Annotated in this window: 14 protein-coding genes; 5 read left to right on the forward strand and 9 right to left on the reverse strand. The window is 69.6% G+C overall.

The window, feature by feature from the left end; translation table 11 throughout:
* Positions 1-14: 14 nt before the first annotated feature.
* The 8 genes from IEZ15_RS27910 to IEZ15_RS27945 all read right to left on the reverse strand — a co-directional run bounded on the left by IEZ15_RS27910 (position 15) and on the right by IEZ15_RS27945 (position 8283).
* Complete coding sequence (locus IEZ15_RS27910) at positions 15-1442, reverse strand: methylaspartate mutase (protein ID WP_189279869.1); 1428 nt, start codon at positions 1440-1442, stop codon at positions 15-17.
* A complete protein-coding gene (locus tag IEZ15_RS27915) occupies positions 1439-1942 on the reverse strand; it encodes a cobalamin B12-binding domain-containing protein (RefSeq protein ID WP_189279870.1) in 504 nt (167 codons plus the stop codon). The genes IEZ15_RS27910 and IEZ15_RS27915 overlap by 4 nt, the downstream gene beginning before the upstream one ends.
* Entirely contained in the window at positions 1939-3201 is a 1263-nt protein-coding gene (locus IEZ15_RS27920) for a type III PLP-dependent enzyme domain-containing protein (RefSeq protein WP_189279871.1), read from the reverse strand. Before IEZ15_RS27920 ends, IEZ15_RS27915 begins: the two co-directional genes overlap by 4 nt.
* Positions 3198-4733, reverse strand: coding sequence for an AMP-binding protein (locus IEZ15_RS27925; protein WP_189279872.1), 1536 nt, complete (start codon positions 4731-4733; stop codon positions 3198-3200). Before IEZ15_RS27925 ends, IEZ15_RS27920 begins: the two co-directional genes overlap by 4 nt.
* Before the next feature lie 211 nt (positions 4734-4944).
* Entirely contained in the window at positions 4945-5139 is a 195-nt protein-coding gene (locus IEZ15_RS27930) for a ferredoxin (RefSeq protein WP_114248218.1), read from the reverse strand.
* Positions 5140-5150: 11 nt separating this feature from the next.
* Positions 5151-6380 (reverse strand): cytochrome P450, encoded by a 1230-nt coding sequence (locus IEZ15_RS27935; protein ID WP_189279873.1) that lies wholly within the window; start codon positions 6378-6380, stop codon positions 5151-5153.
* A 56-nt stretch (positions 6381-6436) separates the two neighbouring features.
* Positions 6437-7300 carry a sugar phosphate isomerase/epimerase family protein gene (locus IEZ15_RS27940; RefSeq protein WP_114248216.1) on the reverse strand — a complete coding sequence of 288 codons (864 nt, stop codon included), beginning with the start codon at positions 7298-7300 and terminating at the stop codon, positions 6437-6439.
* Between the two features lie 116 nt (positions 7301-7416).
* A complete protein-coding gene (locus IEZ15_RS27945) occupies positions 7417-8283 on the reverse strand; it encodes an ACP S-malonyltransferase (RefSeq protein ID WP_114249471.1) in 867 nt (288 codons plus the stop codon).
* Positions 8284-8884: 601 nt separating this feature from the next.
* Between IEZ15_RS27945 and IEZ15_RS27950 the strand changes: the two genes are divergently transcribed.
* The 4 genes from IEZ15_RS27950 to IEZ15_RS27965 all read left to right on the forward strand — a co-directional run bounded on the left by IEZ15_RS27950 (position 8885) and on the right by IEZ15_RS27965 (position 12374).
* The gene (locus tag IEZ15_RS27950; RefSeq protein WP_189279874.1) at positions 8885-10495 is read left to right on the forward strand and encodes an acyl-CoA carboxylase subunit beta; all 1611 of its coding nucleotides are present in this window, start codon (positions 8885-8887) and stop codon (positions 10493-10495) included.
* 138 nt (positions 10496-10633) lie between these two features.
* Positions 10634-10864 (forward strand): acyl-CoA carboxylase subunit epsilon, encoded by a 231-nt coding sequence (locus IEZ15_RS27955; RefSeq protein WP_189279875.1) that lies wholly within the window; start codon positions 10634-10636, stop codon positions 10862-10864.
* Positions 10865-10949: 85 nt separating this feature from the next.
* Positions 10950-11714: a thioesterase II family protein gene (locus IEZ15_RS27960; protein WP_189279876.1), complete on the forward strand. Its 765-nt coding sequence runs from the start codon at positions 10950-10952 to the stop codon at positions 11712-11714.
* Between the two features lie 390 nt (positions 11715-12104).
* Positions 12105-12374: a PqqD family peptide modification chaperone gene (locus tag IEZ15_RS27965; protein ID WP_114248212.1), complete on the forward strand. Its 270-nt coding sequence runs from the start codon at positions 12105-12107 to the stop codon at positions 12372-12374.
* A gap of 18 nt (positions 12375-12392) precedes the next feature.
* Here the strand turns inward: IEZ15_RS27965 and IEZ15_RS27970 are convergent, their stop codons facing one another.
* Complete coding sequence (locus IEZ15_RS27970; RefSeq protein ID WP_114248211.1) at positions 12393-13007, reverse strand: TetR/AcrR family transcriptional regulator; 615 nt, start codon at positions 13005-13007, stop codon at positions 12393-12395.
* 322 nt (positions 13008-13329) lie between these two features.
* On the opposite strand from IEZ15_RS27970, the gene IEZ15_RS27975 reads away from it, so the two are divergent.
* Complete coding sequence (locus IEZ15_RS27975) at positions 13330-16023, forward strand: AAA family ATPase (RefSeq protein WP_229846144.1); 2694 nt, start codon at positions 13330-13332, stop codon at positions 16021-16023.
* The last annotated feature ends 395 nt before the right edge of the window (positions 16024-16418 follow it).

The following is a 16418-nucleotide window of genomic DNA, read 5'->3' on the forward strand; positions in this document are numbered from 1 at the left end:
CACTGCGGGTCACGCTATGAAGGCGAGGGGCCGGGCACAGCCCCTAGGGGCCCCCTAAGCTTTCGCGGTAATTCACGGCGGGAAGGGGGCCCGGTGCGCACGGGTGAAATCCCCGAACCCGCCCGGTGCTCCGGTGCGTCGGATTCCAGCACCGCCTGGTCGAATGTCCGCTGTACGTACGAGAGATCGGCGAGCAGGCCGGCCGAGGTGACCTCCCGGGCACTGGCGCGCCCGACGAGGCCGCCGAGCGGGAGCCGCCCGGTACCGGCCCACCGCAGCCGGCCGTCGCCGTCGATATAGCTCCGGGCACGGCCGTGGTTGTCCGGGTGGAGGCAGTACGGGATGTCCAGAGAGCCCTGTTTGAAGGCGAGTTCCAGGGCACGCCCGACGTCCGGCGCCAGGTCGAGAACCCCCTCGATCAGAGCTCTGGCCTCGGCATACGTCTCCGAGTCCGCCTCAGCACGTGTCTGGGTGGGTCCGGCGGTCTCCTTCCGGGCGACCTGGGCTGCCGACTCCAGCGCCGCCACGTTCTCCTCGATCTTCGGGATGCGGCGCGACTCGGCGACCGTCTTGACGATGAGCCGTTCCGAGCCGGAGCGCACGGCGAGGCGGGTCGCCTCGGCCAACAGTCGGTAGGCGCCCTGGGCCGTGGTCGGATAGACCCCCATGTAGGCGTAGACGACCACGTGCCAGTTCTGCGTGGGCAGTAATTCGCGGCTCAGTCGCCGCAATGCGGCGATCGCTTCCAGGTCCTGCTCCGCATGGGTCTGCTGGGCGTAACTGAGGGAGACGCTGCGTATTCCGTGCTGGCAGAAGAAAAGCGCTTCGAGGACGCTGAGCGCCACCAGTTGGCTCGGCGGACACAATTGTCCGAGCATGCAGCCGCCGAACGTCTCCAGATGTGGTTCCACACCCGATTCCCGCAGTTGCGCGAAGTCCTCGGTGCAGCGGACCCAGTTCCGTACGGAGTCGCCGAGCGGGGTACGGCTGTACGGGAGGCAGTACGAGACGGGGCCGCCCTCGGTGGCGTTGATCAGCGAGGTGCGCAGTGCGGCGAAGATGTCGTCGGGCACCGCCGATCCGTGCCGGACCTGGACGGGGAACTCTTCGGACCGTATGCCGGCGAGGACCTGCTCGGTGACGGCCGGGTCGTAGCTGACGATGGGGTAACCGTTGAGGTCGCTCCCTGCCCGCAGGGCACTCTCGACGAAGGCCAGTTCACCGACCCTGGTGTAGCTGTCGAGGGTGACGGTGCCCACCGTCACGGCATCGGCCTCACGGGTCGCGGCGAGCCCCGCGCGCATCACGGCAGGGTCACTGAACCCCATGCGGGGCTGGACCACGAGAGCTCCGGAGCCGCTTCTCGCACGGACGAAGGCCCCGAAGTCGACCGGGCGCGCCCCCTCGGGCGTCCGCACCGGCGGGCGCGCACCCGGAATCACGCCACGACCTCGGTGCGGGCCACCGGGCGGGGCGAGGCCGCGGGAAGCGCGGTGACGAACCGGCTGAACTCCAGCGTGCTGGTCGAGGCGTCGTCGAAGACCGCGTCGAATCCGGCGGCGATCAGCGCGTCGATCGACCCGGTGCTCTGCTTCCCGGCGACGCCGAGCTTGCCACCGATGACGACGGGAGTGGCGGCGAGTTCACCGCAGGAGCGCAGAGCACCGATGACGCGCAGGCCGTCGTGGTGTCCGTGTCCGTTGACGGTGCTGATCACCACGAGGTCGGGGGCCAGTTCCCGGCAGGCGTCCACCAGGACCCGGTCCGGAACACAGGCACCGAGGTTGACCACCTCGTAGCCCAGTTCCTCGATGAGCAGCTGGAGGAAGACCAGGTTCCAGGTGTGGGAGTCGGAGGCCACGGTCGTCACGACGACGGTGCCGCGCGGCTGCGTCGCGGTGGCTGCGGAGGTCCTGCGGTCGGGGGTGAGATCGCTGGTCACCGGACGGCTCCCGCGGTGCTCGCCGGGACGGAATCGTCCAGGGGCCGGTAGGCGCGGTGGTGCTCGATCCTGGAGACGGACAGCACCTCCTCACCGCGGACGATCACCTCGGTGGGCGCCGGCCGCCCGAGGAACATCAAGAGGCTGGCGGTGGGGCCGTACGCCCCGGCGTTGGGAATCGTCACAAGGTCTCCGGGAGCGAGTACCGGAAGGTCGATCTCGCGCCCGAGGATGTCGCCCGGCGTACACAACGGGCCGACCAGGCTGGCGGATTCGACCGTCTCCCCCGGTTCGACGCCCACGGCGACGGGGAGCAGCCGGCCGAGGCCCGACATGCCGCCGAAGGTGTTGATGCCGGCGTCGAGGATGACGAACTTCCGGCCGCGGCTCACCTTGACGTTGCTGACACGGGTGATCAGTGTGCCGCTCGCGCCGACCAGGTAGCGGCCCGATTCGCACGCGATCTCCGGCCCTTCGGTGCGCCACCGCGGGAAGTGGGTGTCCAGCGCGGCCTCGAGCGCGCCGCGCAGCTCGGGGTAGGCGCCCCGGTCGCCAGGGACGGCGTAGGGGACGGTGAACCCGCCGCCGATGTCCAGGAAGCGCAGCGGGAGGTCCAACTCACACTGGAGGCGGGCGGCGAGCTCGATGGTGTGCTGGAACTCGCCGATCAGACTGGCTTCGTCCTTGGCGTTGCTCAGCGGGAAGAAGTGCATGCCGGCGATGCTGATTCCGTCGATCTCCCTCAGCGTGGGCAGCACCTCGGCCAGGGTCTCGCTGTCGAAGCCGAACTGGGAAGGGGTGCCGGTCATCCGGATGCTGCTGGTGGCGCTCGCCGACGCGCTGTTGACGCGCAGCAGGCAGTTCGCCGTCACCCCGTTCGTCCGGGCGGCCTCGGCCACGTGGCGTACGTCGGAGACGGAGTCGGTGGAGAAGAGCCGCACCCCGAGACCGATCGCCTCGTCCAGTTCGCCCGGGGTCTTCCCGGGTCCGGTGTAGAGGCAGTCCTTGCCTCGGAACCCGGCTGCGACGGCGGCCTCCAGCTCACCGGTCGAGCTGATCTCGGGCCGGCAGTGGCGTCCCTCGCCCTCCCGGAGCGCCCGGACCAAGCCGGGGTGCGGGTTGGCCTTGAGGGCGTAGAAGAGGGTGAACTCCTCGGGCAGCGTGTCGAAGAGAGCCTGCCGGGCCGCGTCGAGCTCGTCGAGGTCGTACACGTACAGCGGTGTGCCGAACCGTTCGGCCAATGCCTGGTAGCGGCTCATCGTCCTTCTCCGTCGATCATCTCCACCAGCGCCTGGCGGGCGTTCTTCCCGTGCAGGCTCAGCGGCAACTCGGCCAGGACCCGGCATTGCGCGGGGACCTTGGCGGACTCCAGGCGTTCGGCCAGTTCCTTCAGTACGGTGTGCGGCGCCAGTTCGGTCTCGGCGAAGATGACCAGGTCGCGACTGTCGGTGGGGGGCAGCGCGGCGGCGGTGCGCACCCCGGGGATGTCCATCGCGGCGGCCTCGATCTCCACCGTGCTCATCCGGATGCCCTTGCGTTTGAACATGTCGTCACGGCGGCCCTCGAAGTAGAGATAACCGTCCTGGTCCAGCCGGCCGTAGTCCCCCGTGTGCAGCCTCAGTGAGCCGGTCTCCGGGTCACGGCGGAAGGTACGGGCCGTCAGCTCGGGCCGGCGCCAGTAGCCGGGCATGACGTGCGGGCCCACGGCGACGATCTCGCCGGTCTCCCCGGCCGGGACGGGCTCTCCGTCGGCGCCGAGGATGAGCACGGACGTGCCGGGCAGCGGCAGGCCGACGGAGAGGGGCCTGAGGTGTTCCTCGTCGGGCGGCATGATGGTGATGCGCTTGCACTCGGTCTGGCCGAACTGCCGGACGACCTGCACCCCGGGGAACGCGTCCCGCAGTGCGGTGACAGCGTGGGCGGGCAGCGCGGCACCGGTGTTGGTGAACATCCGGACCGGGGGTGGTGCCTCGCGGTCGCGCCGGGCCATCGTGCCGATCATCGCGGCCAGCGAGGGGACGATCGGCACGACGGTGGCACCGGTCTCGCGCATCCTGCGCAACAGGACGAGGTCGGACTCGCCGCCGTCCAGAACCAGTTCGGACCGGCCGAGAGCGGTGAGCAGCACTTTGTACAGGCCGTAGTCCCAGGAGATCGGGAAGCGGCAGAAAACGACGTCGTCCGGGCCGTAGCGCAGTACCTGCTGAATCGCGCGGGAGGCGAAGGTGACCTGTGCGTGCGGGCAGATCACGGCCTTGGGCGCCGCGGTACTGCCTGAGGTGTAGACGAGGAAGGCCGTCTCGTCGGGCCGTACGTCGACGGACGGCGATGCGTCCTCCCGCGCAGCTGCCTCGACCTCGGGCCAGATCGCGGCGAGGTCGTGCACGGGGACCTCGGCGAGGCCGTCCAGGACGGCGGTGCCGGGGCCGTCGCCGATCATCAGGGAGGGCTGCGCGTCCTCGATGACGGACCGGAGGTGGTACTTCTTCATCGCGGGGTTGAGCGGTACCAGGATCACACCGGCGCGCGAGGCTCCGTAGACCATGGCGACCAGTTCACGGCGGCTGGGCAGCTGGACGAGGAGCCGGTCGCCGCGGCCGGCGCCCTGCCGGGTCAGCCAGGTGGCGAAGCCATGGCTGAGGGCGGCCATCCGGTCGTAGGTGACCTGGCCGAAGGAGTCGGTCAGGCAAGGGCGTTCGGGGGAATCGGCGGCCGCGTCGTCGATCAGGGAATGGACCGTCCCGCGGTTCCCGTGCGGCGTCCGCGCGTAGCTGGTGTTCGGATTCTCCACGGTTCCAACGTCGCTTTCGGGTGAGGGCGGGAGCGGGACGGCCGTCGTGGCCGACGGGTCCGGGCTCTTCGGGGAAAGACGGGGCGCCCGGCGAAGCCGGGGTGAGGGCCGCCCCGCCGGGAAGTGCGGAACGGCCCTCACGGGACCCGTGGCTCGGGTCGCGTGCCCCGGCCTTCGGGGGCGGAGGACCGGCGGGCGGCCCTGCGGGTCCTCAGTCGGCGACGCTCAACGCCGCGACCGGACACACGTTGACGGACTCCAGGACTTCCTCGCGGAGCTTCTCGTCCGGGGTCCCGATGAGCAGCACCACCTTGCCGTCCTCGTCGTTCTGGTCGAACACGGCGGGAGAGGTGATCACACAGGAACCTGCCGCGACACAGCGCTCTCGGTCGACGATCACACGCATGGAAAACTCCTTTACCAGGTAACCGGCAGCTCGTGGAGGCCGTCGATGAGTGCGTTGGCCTTGAAGGGAAGCTCGTCCAGGGCCGCGTCGAGGCGCAGTCCGGGGATGCGGCGCAGCAGGGTCGTGAAGACGACCTCCAGTTGCATGCGGACGAGCATCTGTCCCGCGCACTGGTGCCGTCCGAAGCCGAAGGCGACGTTGTGGCGTGCCTCGCGGCGGGTCAGGTCCAGGGTGTTGGGGTCCTTGAAGACCGCCGGGTCGTGGTTGGACGCGGAGAGCGAGCAGATGACGCCCTCACCGGCCCGGATGAGCCGGCCGCCGATCTCGACGTCCTCCAGGGCGACCCGGACGGTGCCGTGGTCGGAGATGCTGGAGTAGCGGGAGAGCTCGTCCACGGCCTGGCCCGAGAGCTCGGGGTGGGCGCGCAGCCAGTCGGCCTGCTCCGGATGCTGGAGGAGCACCAGGGCGCCGACGGAGATGCCGTTGACGGTGCTCTCGTGACCGGCGGCGATCATGGCCCGGACCAGGGCGCTGATGTCGGCGGGTTCCAGTTCGTTCTCTGTGGCGTTGCGCTTCAGCAGGCTGCTGATCAGGTCGTCGCCGGGGTTCTTCTGGCGATCGGCGATGAGCTGGTGGAGCAGCATCTCGACCTCGGCGTTGGCCGAGGCGTGCTCCTCGGCGCTGCCCTGGGTGACGAGCAGGGTGACCCAGCGGTGGAACAGGTCGGCCGACTCCTGCGGAACACCGACGAGTTCGCACATCCCGATGGACGGCACCGGCATCGACAGCATGGACACCAGGTCGACGGGGCCGCCGTGCGACAGCATCGCGTCGATGCACTCGTCGACGATCTCCTGGGTGCGCGGCCGCATGGCCTCTACGCGCTTCACACTGAGCTCCGGCATCAGCATCATGCGGTGCGCGGTGTGCTCCGGCGGGTCCATGTGCAGCAGGGCCGGCTTGACCTTGCCGAGGAGCTCCATGGGGAAGGCGAACTGGAGCGGGTAGCCGGGGTCCGCCATGTTGGAGCTGAAGCGGGGGTCGACCAGCATCTGCCGGACGTCCTCGTAGCGGGTGAGCAGCCAGGCCTCACGGCCGTTGAACTTCAGCTTGACGCGGGAGACCGGCTCCGTCTCCCGCAGGACGGCGTACTCGGGGGCGGGATCCAGCGGACAGCCGGTGCGCTCCAGCGGGAACGGACGGGGCTGGGCATGGGGGCATGTGTCGACGAGATCCGACATGGTTCCTTCTCTCGATGTCTCTGCGCTCGGGGTTTGGTGACGGCTGGAGGGACCGGTCAGCCGCGGGCCTTCTCAAGGGACCGGCGAACGGCGGCGACAGTGCGGCTGACGTTCTCGCTCAGCGGCAGGGCGCGCAATTCAGTCGAGAGAACCTCCACCGACGGGGTGAGGTCGACGCCCTTGGCGTCGAGCGTGCGCAGCAGGCCGGTGATGTCGAAGTCGCCGTCGCCGGGCAGCAGTCGGGCGTTCAGCACCTCGTTCATCACATCGGGGGACGGGGTGCTGGGGCCGTCGCTGAACTCCACGGCTGCGATCTGCGCACCGGTGAGCTGCTCGATCGCGCCGAGACCGGTCGGGTCACGGAAAAGGTGCCACATGTCGATCATCAGGCCGGCGTTGGGGCGGTCGGCGCCGGCGACTACATCGGACGCGACCTGGTAGGTGAAACCGGGCATGACGGCCATCGCTTCGAGGGAGATGGTCAGCCCACGCTCCGCGGCGCGGTCGCACAGGGCGGCGAAGCGCTCGGTGAGGACCTCGGTCGGCGGCATCTCGACCCCGGGCGGGTAGACCGCGCAGGACTTGACCGACGGGATGCCCGCCGCCTCGGCGAGCTCGAAGAGGCGGGTCTCACCGGCACGGGCGGCTTCCCCCTCCTCCCCTCCGGCGTTCCAGCCGAAGAGGACCTCCAGCTCGTGCAGGCGCACGCCGTACTCGGTCATCAGGCCGCGCAGCTTGTCCGCGGAGTGCTCGGCCAGGTACTTCTCCAGCTCCTCGACGCTCATCCCCATCGAGGAACAGCCGTGCTCGGCCAGCGCGGCGAACCGCTCCTCCAGGGTGTGGCGTACCGGCTCCTGCCAGGCCGAGCCAGTCAGCTGCAGGTAGCCGAAACTCAGGTCGGTCCCGTTCAGAAGGGTCATGGGATGCCTCTCGCTCCGAAGTTCACGGCCGGTCCGTGTGCCGGTGGCCGGGACGCGGCGCCGGCCTGGGCGCGTCCCACCGGAAACCTTGGTGGTGCGGGGTGTCGGTGCTGCGGTCAGGCGGCGAAACTCCTGCGGATGGGCTGGAGCGCCGACCTCGGGTCCACGGCGACGACGTCGAAGTTCCTGGTCGTGACGGGGACCCGGCCGAAGAGGCTGTCGGAGCCGGAGACGTACAGCCTTCCCACGCCGTGCCGGCGTAGCGCCGCGACGACGTCGGGCCAGCGGACCGGGCGCACGAATCCGTCAAGGAGCATGGTGCGTACCTCGTCGCCCGTGGTCAGCAGAGTGCCGTCCTGGTCGGCGACGACCGGGATCCGCGGCTCGCGGAAGGTCAGTCCGTCGAACAGTTCGTCTTCGGCCCGCTCCCGGAGCGGGCCGAAGACGCTTGCGTGCATGGGCGGGTGCATGGTGTAGAGGGGGAGGCCGCCGACGGAGCGCAGCCGCTTGCCGAGCCATTCGAGAACGTCGGCGCGGAGCGAGACCATGTAGAAGTCGTCGTCGACGTGGCAGGAGATCTCGTACCACTCGCCCTGCGCGTCGAGTTCGGCGAGCACCTGGTCCAGTTCCGCGCGCGGGACGCGGGTGAAGGAGTGGGTGACCACGTCGCGGTGGTGCTCTGCGAACCATTCGTCCAGCAGTCGGGCCCAGCCTGCGGTCAGCCGGACCGCTTCGGCGAAGTCCAGGACGCCGGTGTACGCCGCCACCGTCTTCCCTCCGAAGCTGGGGCCCACGCAGAGCGTGGGCTCCGGCTCGAACCGGTCCCGGGCCCATTCGGCGAGCGCCAGGCAGTTGACGAGGAACGCGACCTGCGCGTATTCGCTGTAGTCGCCCTCGGCCTGCCGGTACCGGTCGAGGAGCGAATAGCCGAGTACGTCGTCGGCCTGGGCGACCAGGCGGCGGGCCACCGGGTTGACGAGCATGAATTTGGCCGAGTCCTGGAAACGCGTGGGGCTCATACCGGGGAAGACCAGGGCTCCGTCGGCACGGAAGTCGTTCGTCATGGTGTTCCTGCCCTTCAGCACGTCTCCTGCGAACGGCCGGCCTTTCGGTACTCCGTGTCCGGCCGGTTCGGCACCCAGGCTGAGGTCTGCCGCGGCAATGCCAAAACCCCTAAGGTTTCGGTTTCCAATTCCGTTGACGGCGGCGATCGCCAGTGGCACCGGGCGCTCATGTGCAGCTTCCGGAAAGGGACTTCGCGTCCGGGCGCCCGGTCCCTCGTAGAGCCCCTAAGGGTCCGGGCGGACGGATACGGACCTTGTGGCGCGAACCGGGGAGCGGCCCGCGACGGAGCGGCGGTAGCCGATCCCGCGGGGCGTTTCGTGAGGATCCGGCAGGATCGGGCACCAGGGCGCACTGGTCCGGCCTGATCCCTCGCGCGAGGGCGTAGGGGTGGCCCGCGCAACTTAGGGGAGGCGGCGGCCCCATTCCGCGGCTTCAATGTGGGCAGTTTCGCAGTTTCCCGGATTCCGGCGCTGGTGGACGAAGCCACCGCGCACTGCCGGCCCATGGATGGGTGGGACCATGACCGTAGTTCAGGACGCCTCTTCGGACAGCGGCGCGGAGTCTGCCGCGTCCCTTCGGCCGGACGTCCGTTCCCTGGTGGCGCAGGCGCAGGAACTCAAGCGCACCGCGCGCGAGGGGCTCGGACCACGATCGACGGAACAGCAGCACGCGCGAGGCAAGTTGACCGCGCCGGAGCGGCTGGAGCTGCTCTTCGACACGGGGACGTTCCAGGAGGTGGAACCGTTGCGCAGGCATCGCTCCACCGGTTTCGGCCTGGAGAACCGGCGGCCCGGCGGGGACGGGGTGATCACCGGGTGGGGGCAGGTCCACGGCAGGACCGTCTTCGCCTACGCGCACGACTTCCGGGTCTTCGGCGGATCGTTGGGCGAGGCCCACGCGCAGAAGATCCACAAGGTGATGGATCTGGCCATCGCGGCGGGAGCACCGCTGGTGGGGCTCAGTGACGGCGCCGGGGCGCGGATTCAGGAGGGCGTGACCGCGCTGGCCGGATACGGCGGTATCTTCCGCCGCAACGTGCAGGCGTCCGGGGTCATCCCGCAGATCAGTGTCATTCTCGGACCGTGTGCGGGTGGTGCCACCTACTCACCGGCGCTGACCGATTTCGTCTTCATGGTGCGGGACATCTCCCAGATGTACATCACCGGGCCCGACGTGGTGCAGGCCGTCACCAACGAGAGGGTCACCCACGACGAGCTCGGCGGGGCCGAGGTGCACGCGACGGTGTCGGGGGCGGCGGGCTTCATCCACGACGACGAGGTGGAGTGCCTGGAGGAGGTCCGGCACCTGCTGTCACTGCTGCCGTCCAACAACCGGGAGCTGCCGCCCACCGCCGCGACCGACGATCCGCCCGACCGGCGCTGCGAAAGCCTGCTGGACCTGGTGCCGCAGCACCCGAACCGTTCGTACGACATGCGGGCCGTGATCCGGGAGATCGTCGACGACGAGGACTTCTTCGAGGTGCACGCGGAGTGGGCCACCAACATCATCTGCGCGCTGGCCCGGCTGGACGGCCACACTGTGGGCATCGTTGCGAACCAGCCGGCCTCGCAGGCCGGTGTCCTGGACATCCACGCGTCGGAGAAGGCGGCGCGGTTCGTGCAGACCTGCGACGCGTTCAGCATCCCGCTGGTCACCCTCGTCGACGTGCCGGGCTTCCTGCCCGGCACGGACCAGGAACACCGCGGCATCATCCGACACGGCGCGAAGCTGCTCTACGCCTACTGCGACGCCACCGTGCCGAGGGTCCAGGTGATCCTGCGCAAGGCCTACGGCGGTGCGTACATCGTGATGGACTCCCGCTCGATCGGGGCCGATCTGTCCTTCGCCTGGCCGACGAACGAGATCGCGGTGATGGGCGCGGAAGGCGCGGCCAACATCGTCTTCCGGCGGGAGATCGCCGCGGCGCCGGACCCGGAGGCGGCCCGTGAGCAACGGATCAAGGAATACCAGCAGGAGCTGATGCACCCCTACTACGCGGCGGAACGCGGCCTGGTGGACGACGTGATCGATCCCGCGGAGACCCGTGCGGTGCTGGTGCGTTCGCTGGCGATGCTGCGGACCAAGGACGCTCGGGTTCCGGCACGCAAGCACGGCAATCCCCCGACCTGATCCGGCCACGGGCCCCGCGTCTCGTGCGCGTCGACCCGGCCGGTACACGGCGCGCCGTGTACCCGCGCCACCTGGTCGGAGTCATCCGCGCACGCCCCGCACGGCCTTGCCGACCGCGACGCATTGAGTGAGGAACCGATGACCGCATCTCTCGACCTGACCCCCGAAGCCCGCAGGCCCGTACCGCACGGACCGGCGCTGCGTTTCGTGAGCGGCACGCCCTCCGCGGAGGAGATCGCCGCTGTGACCGCCGCCCTGATGAGCCTGCGCAGGGCTTCGACGGCGGGCGCGGAGGAACGGCCGGCCGGGCCACCGCGCTGGACCGCGCCGATCCACTACCGGTCACCCGGCAGTTGGGCCGCCCGATGAGACGGCCGACCGCGCTCGGCGACCGTGCCCCCTCCTGCCCGATCCCCCACCGATCGACCACCCGACAGAAGGATGTAGAGCAGTGATGACGGACGACTCCCGCGAGACCGGGGCCTGGATCCGGCGGTTCCACCCGGCGCCGGAAGCCCGCGACCGGCTCGTCTGCTTCCCGCACGCCGGTGGTTCGGCCACCTACTACTTCGCGGTGTCGCGCGCGCTCTCACCGGCGATGGACGTCCTGGCGGTCCAGTACCCGGGCCGCCAGGACCGCAGGCACGAGCCGTGCATCGAGGACATCGAGACGCTGGCCGTCCGCGCCGTCGAGGAACTGGCACCGTGGGGCGATGTGCCGTTGACACTGTTCGGCCACAGCATGGGGGCCACGGTCGCCTTCGAGGTGGCCCGCAGGCTGGAGGCCGCGGGAACACCCCCGAGGGGCGTCTACGTCTCCGGCCGCCGGGCACCGTCGCGGGTCCGGGACGAATCGGTGCACCTGGCGGACGACGACAGGCTCATCGACGACATCAGCCGGCTGCGCGGTACGGACTCCGCGGTGCTCGGCGACCCGGAGATCCTGCGCATGATCCTCCCTGCGATCCGCAGCGACTACAAGGCGGCGGAGACCTATCGCTACCGCCCGGGTCCGCCGCTCGGCTCGCCGGTCGTCGCGCTGGTCGGCGACAACGATCCGCAGGTGACCGTCGCCGAGGCGGAGTCCTGGCGCGACCACACCACCGGTCCGTTCAACCTGAAGGTGTTCCCGGGAGGGCACTTCTTCCTGGACGGGCACGCTCCGGCGATTCTCGACCTCATCCGCGGTCGTCTCGGGGTGCCGTCCACCACGTCCTGAGCCGGTCCGGTCACCGGGCGCACGTTCCCGCGCACCCGGTGGCCAAAGAGCGCGGAGTGGCGCCTGCCCACGGCGATATCGAAGCCGTCGTCCACCATGACCCCATCGCTGCCCCGGAGTTCGCTCCGGGGCATGCGCGGCTCAGGCCCCGGGACGATGGATTCCGGACAGAGTTCCGTTACCCGCACCAGGATCTAGACGACCGTACTAGACTATCGTCTAAATCGGTGCCGAGGCCCGTCCGTCCTCTGCCGTCGGCATGCGAGGCAGTCCCGGCCGGTGTCCGCAGAGTTGCGCGGACCGACGCCGCCACCCCCCACCCCGCGTACACGGTCGCGCGTTCCCTCGCGGTTGGCCGTCATCGAGCGGCTATCGAGTACGGAGGCCAGAGTGCCGGTACGACCTGAGCACGGCGTCACCTCACGCGTGGCGGAGGACGGATCGCTCGAACTACTCACCATGGGGAACGGCACCAGCTTCCGGTGCAGCCCGGTCGGGGCCGCCATGTGGATCGCGCTGCGCCAGCACGACGGACAAGTCGGCCCGGCGGCCGAGATGCTCGCTGCGCTGTGGTGCACGGATCCGGACAACACCCGGACCGACATGGACATCTGGGTGAGCGAACTGCGGGACGCCGGGCTGGTCCGCGAAGAGCCCTGACCCTCAACCGCCCCCGGTTCAGACCGTCGGGCCCGCGCCCGCGGCGGCGCCCTGATGGAGCACCAGGATGGCCCGCATCGCCTCGGCGAGCTGCCGCCCGGAGGGGGCGGTGTCCGGCGAGAAGAGCCAGAGGGACATCACGCCGTTGAGCAGCGCGGCGTAGAAGCGACCGAGGGTGCCGGCCATCTGCTCGTCGACCTCGCTCTCGTCCACGCCGTGGAACAGCGCCACCAGCGCCGACCAACCGAACGGCTGTGCCTTGGACAGTCCCTCGCGCATCTGGGGAAGGTCCTCCGCGTGCCCGGCGACCTCCACGCTCAGCGCCCACAGGGACTTGCGCGTGGGGAAGAGTTCGATGATGCGGTTCCAGACCATCTCGAAGCGCTCGATCGCCGAGGACGCGGATTCCAGATCGGCACCGATCGCCGTGCCCGGCTGGAACTCGTCGCCCCATTCCTGCATCGCCTGGACGTAGGCCTCGACCAGCAAGGCGTCCTTGGAGCCGTAGTGGTAACCGATCGATGCCAGGTTGGTCCCCGACGCCGCCACGATGTCCCGCGCGCTCGTGCGCGCGAACCCTTTCTCCAGCAAGCAACGCTTGGCGCCCTGCAGCAGATCTTCGCGATGACCCACAACACCCCCTCGTCTCGAAGCCGTTCGGGGCATCTTAGACTCCCGCCCGCCCGGCTCCGCGCCGGTGCACCGCCGGAGCGGAAACCGCACGCAGTGGCTGCGAACTCCCCAGTACGAGGGAGCTTTTCTCCACTCCGGCGAGTGCTCCGCCCCACCCCGTGCGTGCAGCTTGTGACCACTAGAGGTTCGGTCATGCGTGCGCCACACTCATTGGCGTGTGACGTACGCACACGCATTCTACATACGCCACACATATCCCGCCGGGGCTTGCACCCGCGGGTGGAGCACCCATGTTGCAGCGCGAGGTACGGGGGAGACATCTGTGGCATTGATTGAACGCGAGACGGAAGTCCAGGCCCTGCGCGCCGCCCTCACGGACTGTCAGGCCGGACCGGCCCGCATCGTCCTCATCGAAGGGGCCGCAGGATGTGGCAAGAGCGAGCTCGTCGACACCCTCGACGAGTGGGCCGATTCCGGCGGTGTCCTGACACTGCGGGCGTTCGGCTCCCTGGCCGAGCGGGACCTGCCGCTCGGGGTGATGCGGCAGTTGGCCGGCGACGCACCGGCCGGATCCCTCCCCGAGGTCTCCGTGGCTGCTGACGGTCAGCCACAGGTCAGCGCAGTCCGCGAGTTCCAGACGGCGCTGGAGCGGCTCAGCTCCTCGATCCCGCTCGTCATCTCCGTCGACGATCTGCACCACGCCGACAGCGCCTCCCTGCGCTATCTCCAGCACATCGTCCGTCACAGCCGCTCCACCAGGATGCTGCTGGTGCTCACCGCACCGCTGCACCAGGACGGTCAGGACGCCGCCTTCGGTACGGAGCTGCTGCGCAGCCGTCATGTGCGGCGCATCCGGTTACGACGACTGACCCCCGAAGGATCCAGGCTGGTCACGGCCGGCTCGGTCGCACCGGCGCCGGGCGAGGACCTCTCCGCCGAGCTGCACGCGATCAGCGGCGGCAACCCCCTGCTGCTGCGTGCCCTGCTGGAGGAGTACCGGTCCGCGCCGTCCGGCGCCCGCCCCTTCCGTCCCGAGCCCGGCGGCCTCTTCGGCCAGGCCGTGCTCACCTGCCTGCGCCACAGCGGGCCGCACGCCCTGGATGTCGGCGCGGCTCTCACCGTACTGGGCGACTCCTACACGCCGGAGCGCGCCGGCCGTCTCCTGTCCATCCCCACCTTCACGGCCGCGCAGTCGGTCGCCTCGCTCCAAGCCTCCGGCATCCTGGACGGGCACCTCTTCCGGCACCCCTGCACCGAGTCGGCCGTGCTGGACCAGATCTCCTCCGAGGTGCTGGCCGACCTGCACCTGAGTGCCGCCGAACTGCTGCACCTGGGAGGGGGGTCCCTCACCACGGTCGCCGGCCACCTGCTCGCCACCGCCCAGCGCGACGGATCCCTCGTCGCCACACCATGGGCCGTGGACGTCCTGCGCGAGGCCACCGAACACCTGCTGATGAACAACGAGAGCACCCGGGCCACCGACGCCCTCGAACTCGCCCACGAGCTCAGTCGGGACGAACAGCAGAAGGCCGACATCAAGACCCGACTCGCGGCCATCACCTGGCGGATCAATCCGGGCAGGGCGGAGAAGCACCTGTCCGCACCCCTCGCCGTCCTGCGATCAGGCCGCCTCGCGTCCGAGCGCATGGCCCCGCTGGCCGAACTCCTCGCAGGACAGGGACGGATCGCCGAGGCCGCAGAGGTCAGATCGATCATTCTCCGGGAATCCGGCGCCAACGGGGCCCAGGACAACGGCGGCAGGACCGGATACGGAACCGTCGCGGACGAGGTGTCGGGGCCGGCGGTCACCCGCACCGAGGAGCGCGCCGGCCGGGGCGACAGCCGGACGGACGCGGAGACGGCCGCCCAGGTGTTCCTGCGGAACACGGTACTCACGGACGAGACGCTGGAACCGGTCGTACGGGCCCTGCGGGTCCTGAGCTATTCCGGGCATCCGGAGCGCGCCGCCCAGTGCTGCCGTGAGCTGATCGCCGAGGCGGAGCGGCAGAACGCCCCGGCCTGGCAGTCCCTGTTCTCCTCCCTGCTCGCGGCGGTGCTGTTGCGCCTGAGTGATCTGCACGCCGCCGAGGAGTACGCCCGCAGAGCGCTCGACTGCCTGCCCGAACAGAGCAGCAGTGCGTTCGTCGGCGCCCCGACGGCCACCCTGATCAGGGCACGCACCCTGATGGGCGACCATGCCGCCGTGGCCCGGCAGCTCCATCAGCCGGTCGCCGACACCCTGTTCAAGAGCATTCACGGTCTGGCCTATCTGCGGGCCCGAGGGCTCTACCTCATGGCGACCCATCAACTCGACTCCGCCCTGGGCGACTTCCTCGAAGCCGGTCGGCTCGCCAAGAGCTGGGGCGTGGACCGCCCCTCGATGCTGCCCTGGCGGACGGACGCGGCCGAGGCGCTGTTCCGCCTCGGTGAAACCGATCAGGCGGAGACGCTCGTCGAACAGCAACTGGCCGATCCGGATGCCCGAAGACCATGGGTCCGCGGCATCTCTCTGCGTCTACGCGCGGTGACGTCCGATCGCCGACAGCAGCTTTCCCTGCTCAACCAGTCGGTGGACGAACTGAGCCGCTCCGGCGACCGCGTGGAACTGGCGCGCTCCCTCGCCGATCTCGGGCGCTCACTGCGGGCCGCGGCCGAGCCCATCCGCGCGGACGCGGTGATCCGCAGGGCCTGGAATCTGGCTTGGGAGTGCGGGGCCGAGGCGTTGTGCGCCGAGATCTCCCCCGAACTGGAGCCCGAGGACCGGATGCGGCAGCGGTCCACCGCACAGCCGCAGTTCCGCTCGGGCACCGATACGAAACTCAGCGACTCCGAACGCCGGGTGGCCACGCTCGCTGCGAGCGGCTACACCAACCGGGAAATCTCGCTGCGACTGCACATCACCGTGAGCACGGTCGAACAGCACCTCACCCGCGTCTACCGCAAGCTCAGCATCACCCGCCGCCAGGACCTGCCGGTGGATCTCCAGCTCACCGTGTCCACGGCCGAGGCGGTCTGAGCGACGAAACAGCCCGGAACGACCGCGTCCGCCGACGGCTCTCACCGTCGGCGGACGCGGTCGTTCCGGCGTGCGACGCCTTCGCGCCGGACGCCCCTTCACCCACCCCATCCATCGAATCAGGCATTCCGTTCCCGCGTGGCCGATGTGCGCGCAAGAGCAGGAAGGTCCCATGAACCCCCATCACTTCGTGAGCGCACATGGACGCAGGGGAACGCCGGAAAACCTTGCGAATTAAACATCCTGCCCCGTCCCGGCCCGACGAAACAGCCCGGACGCCATGCACTCCCGTCAGAGTAAAGAAATAGTATGTGGAAAGTATTAATTGAGCAAATATTCACCCGTGCACAATGACCCGGGTTAACCTCGTGGACGACACAGGTGTCACATAGTTT

Source organism: Streptomyces atratus (genome assembly GCF_014648655.1).
Taxonomy (GTDB): Bacteria; Actinomycetota; Actinomycetes; order Streptomycetales; family Streptomycetaceae; genus Streptomyces; species Streptomyces atratus.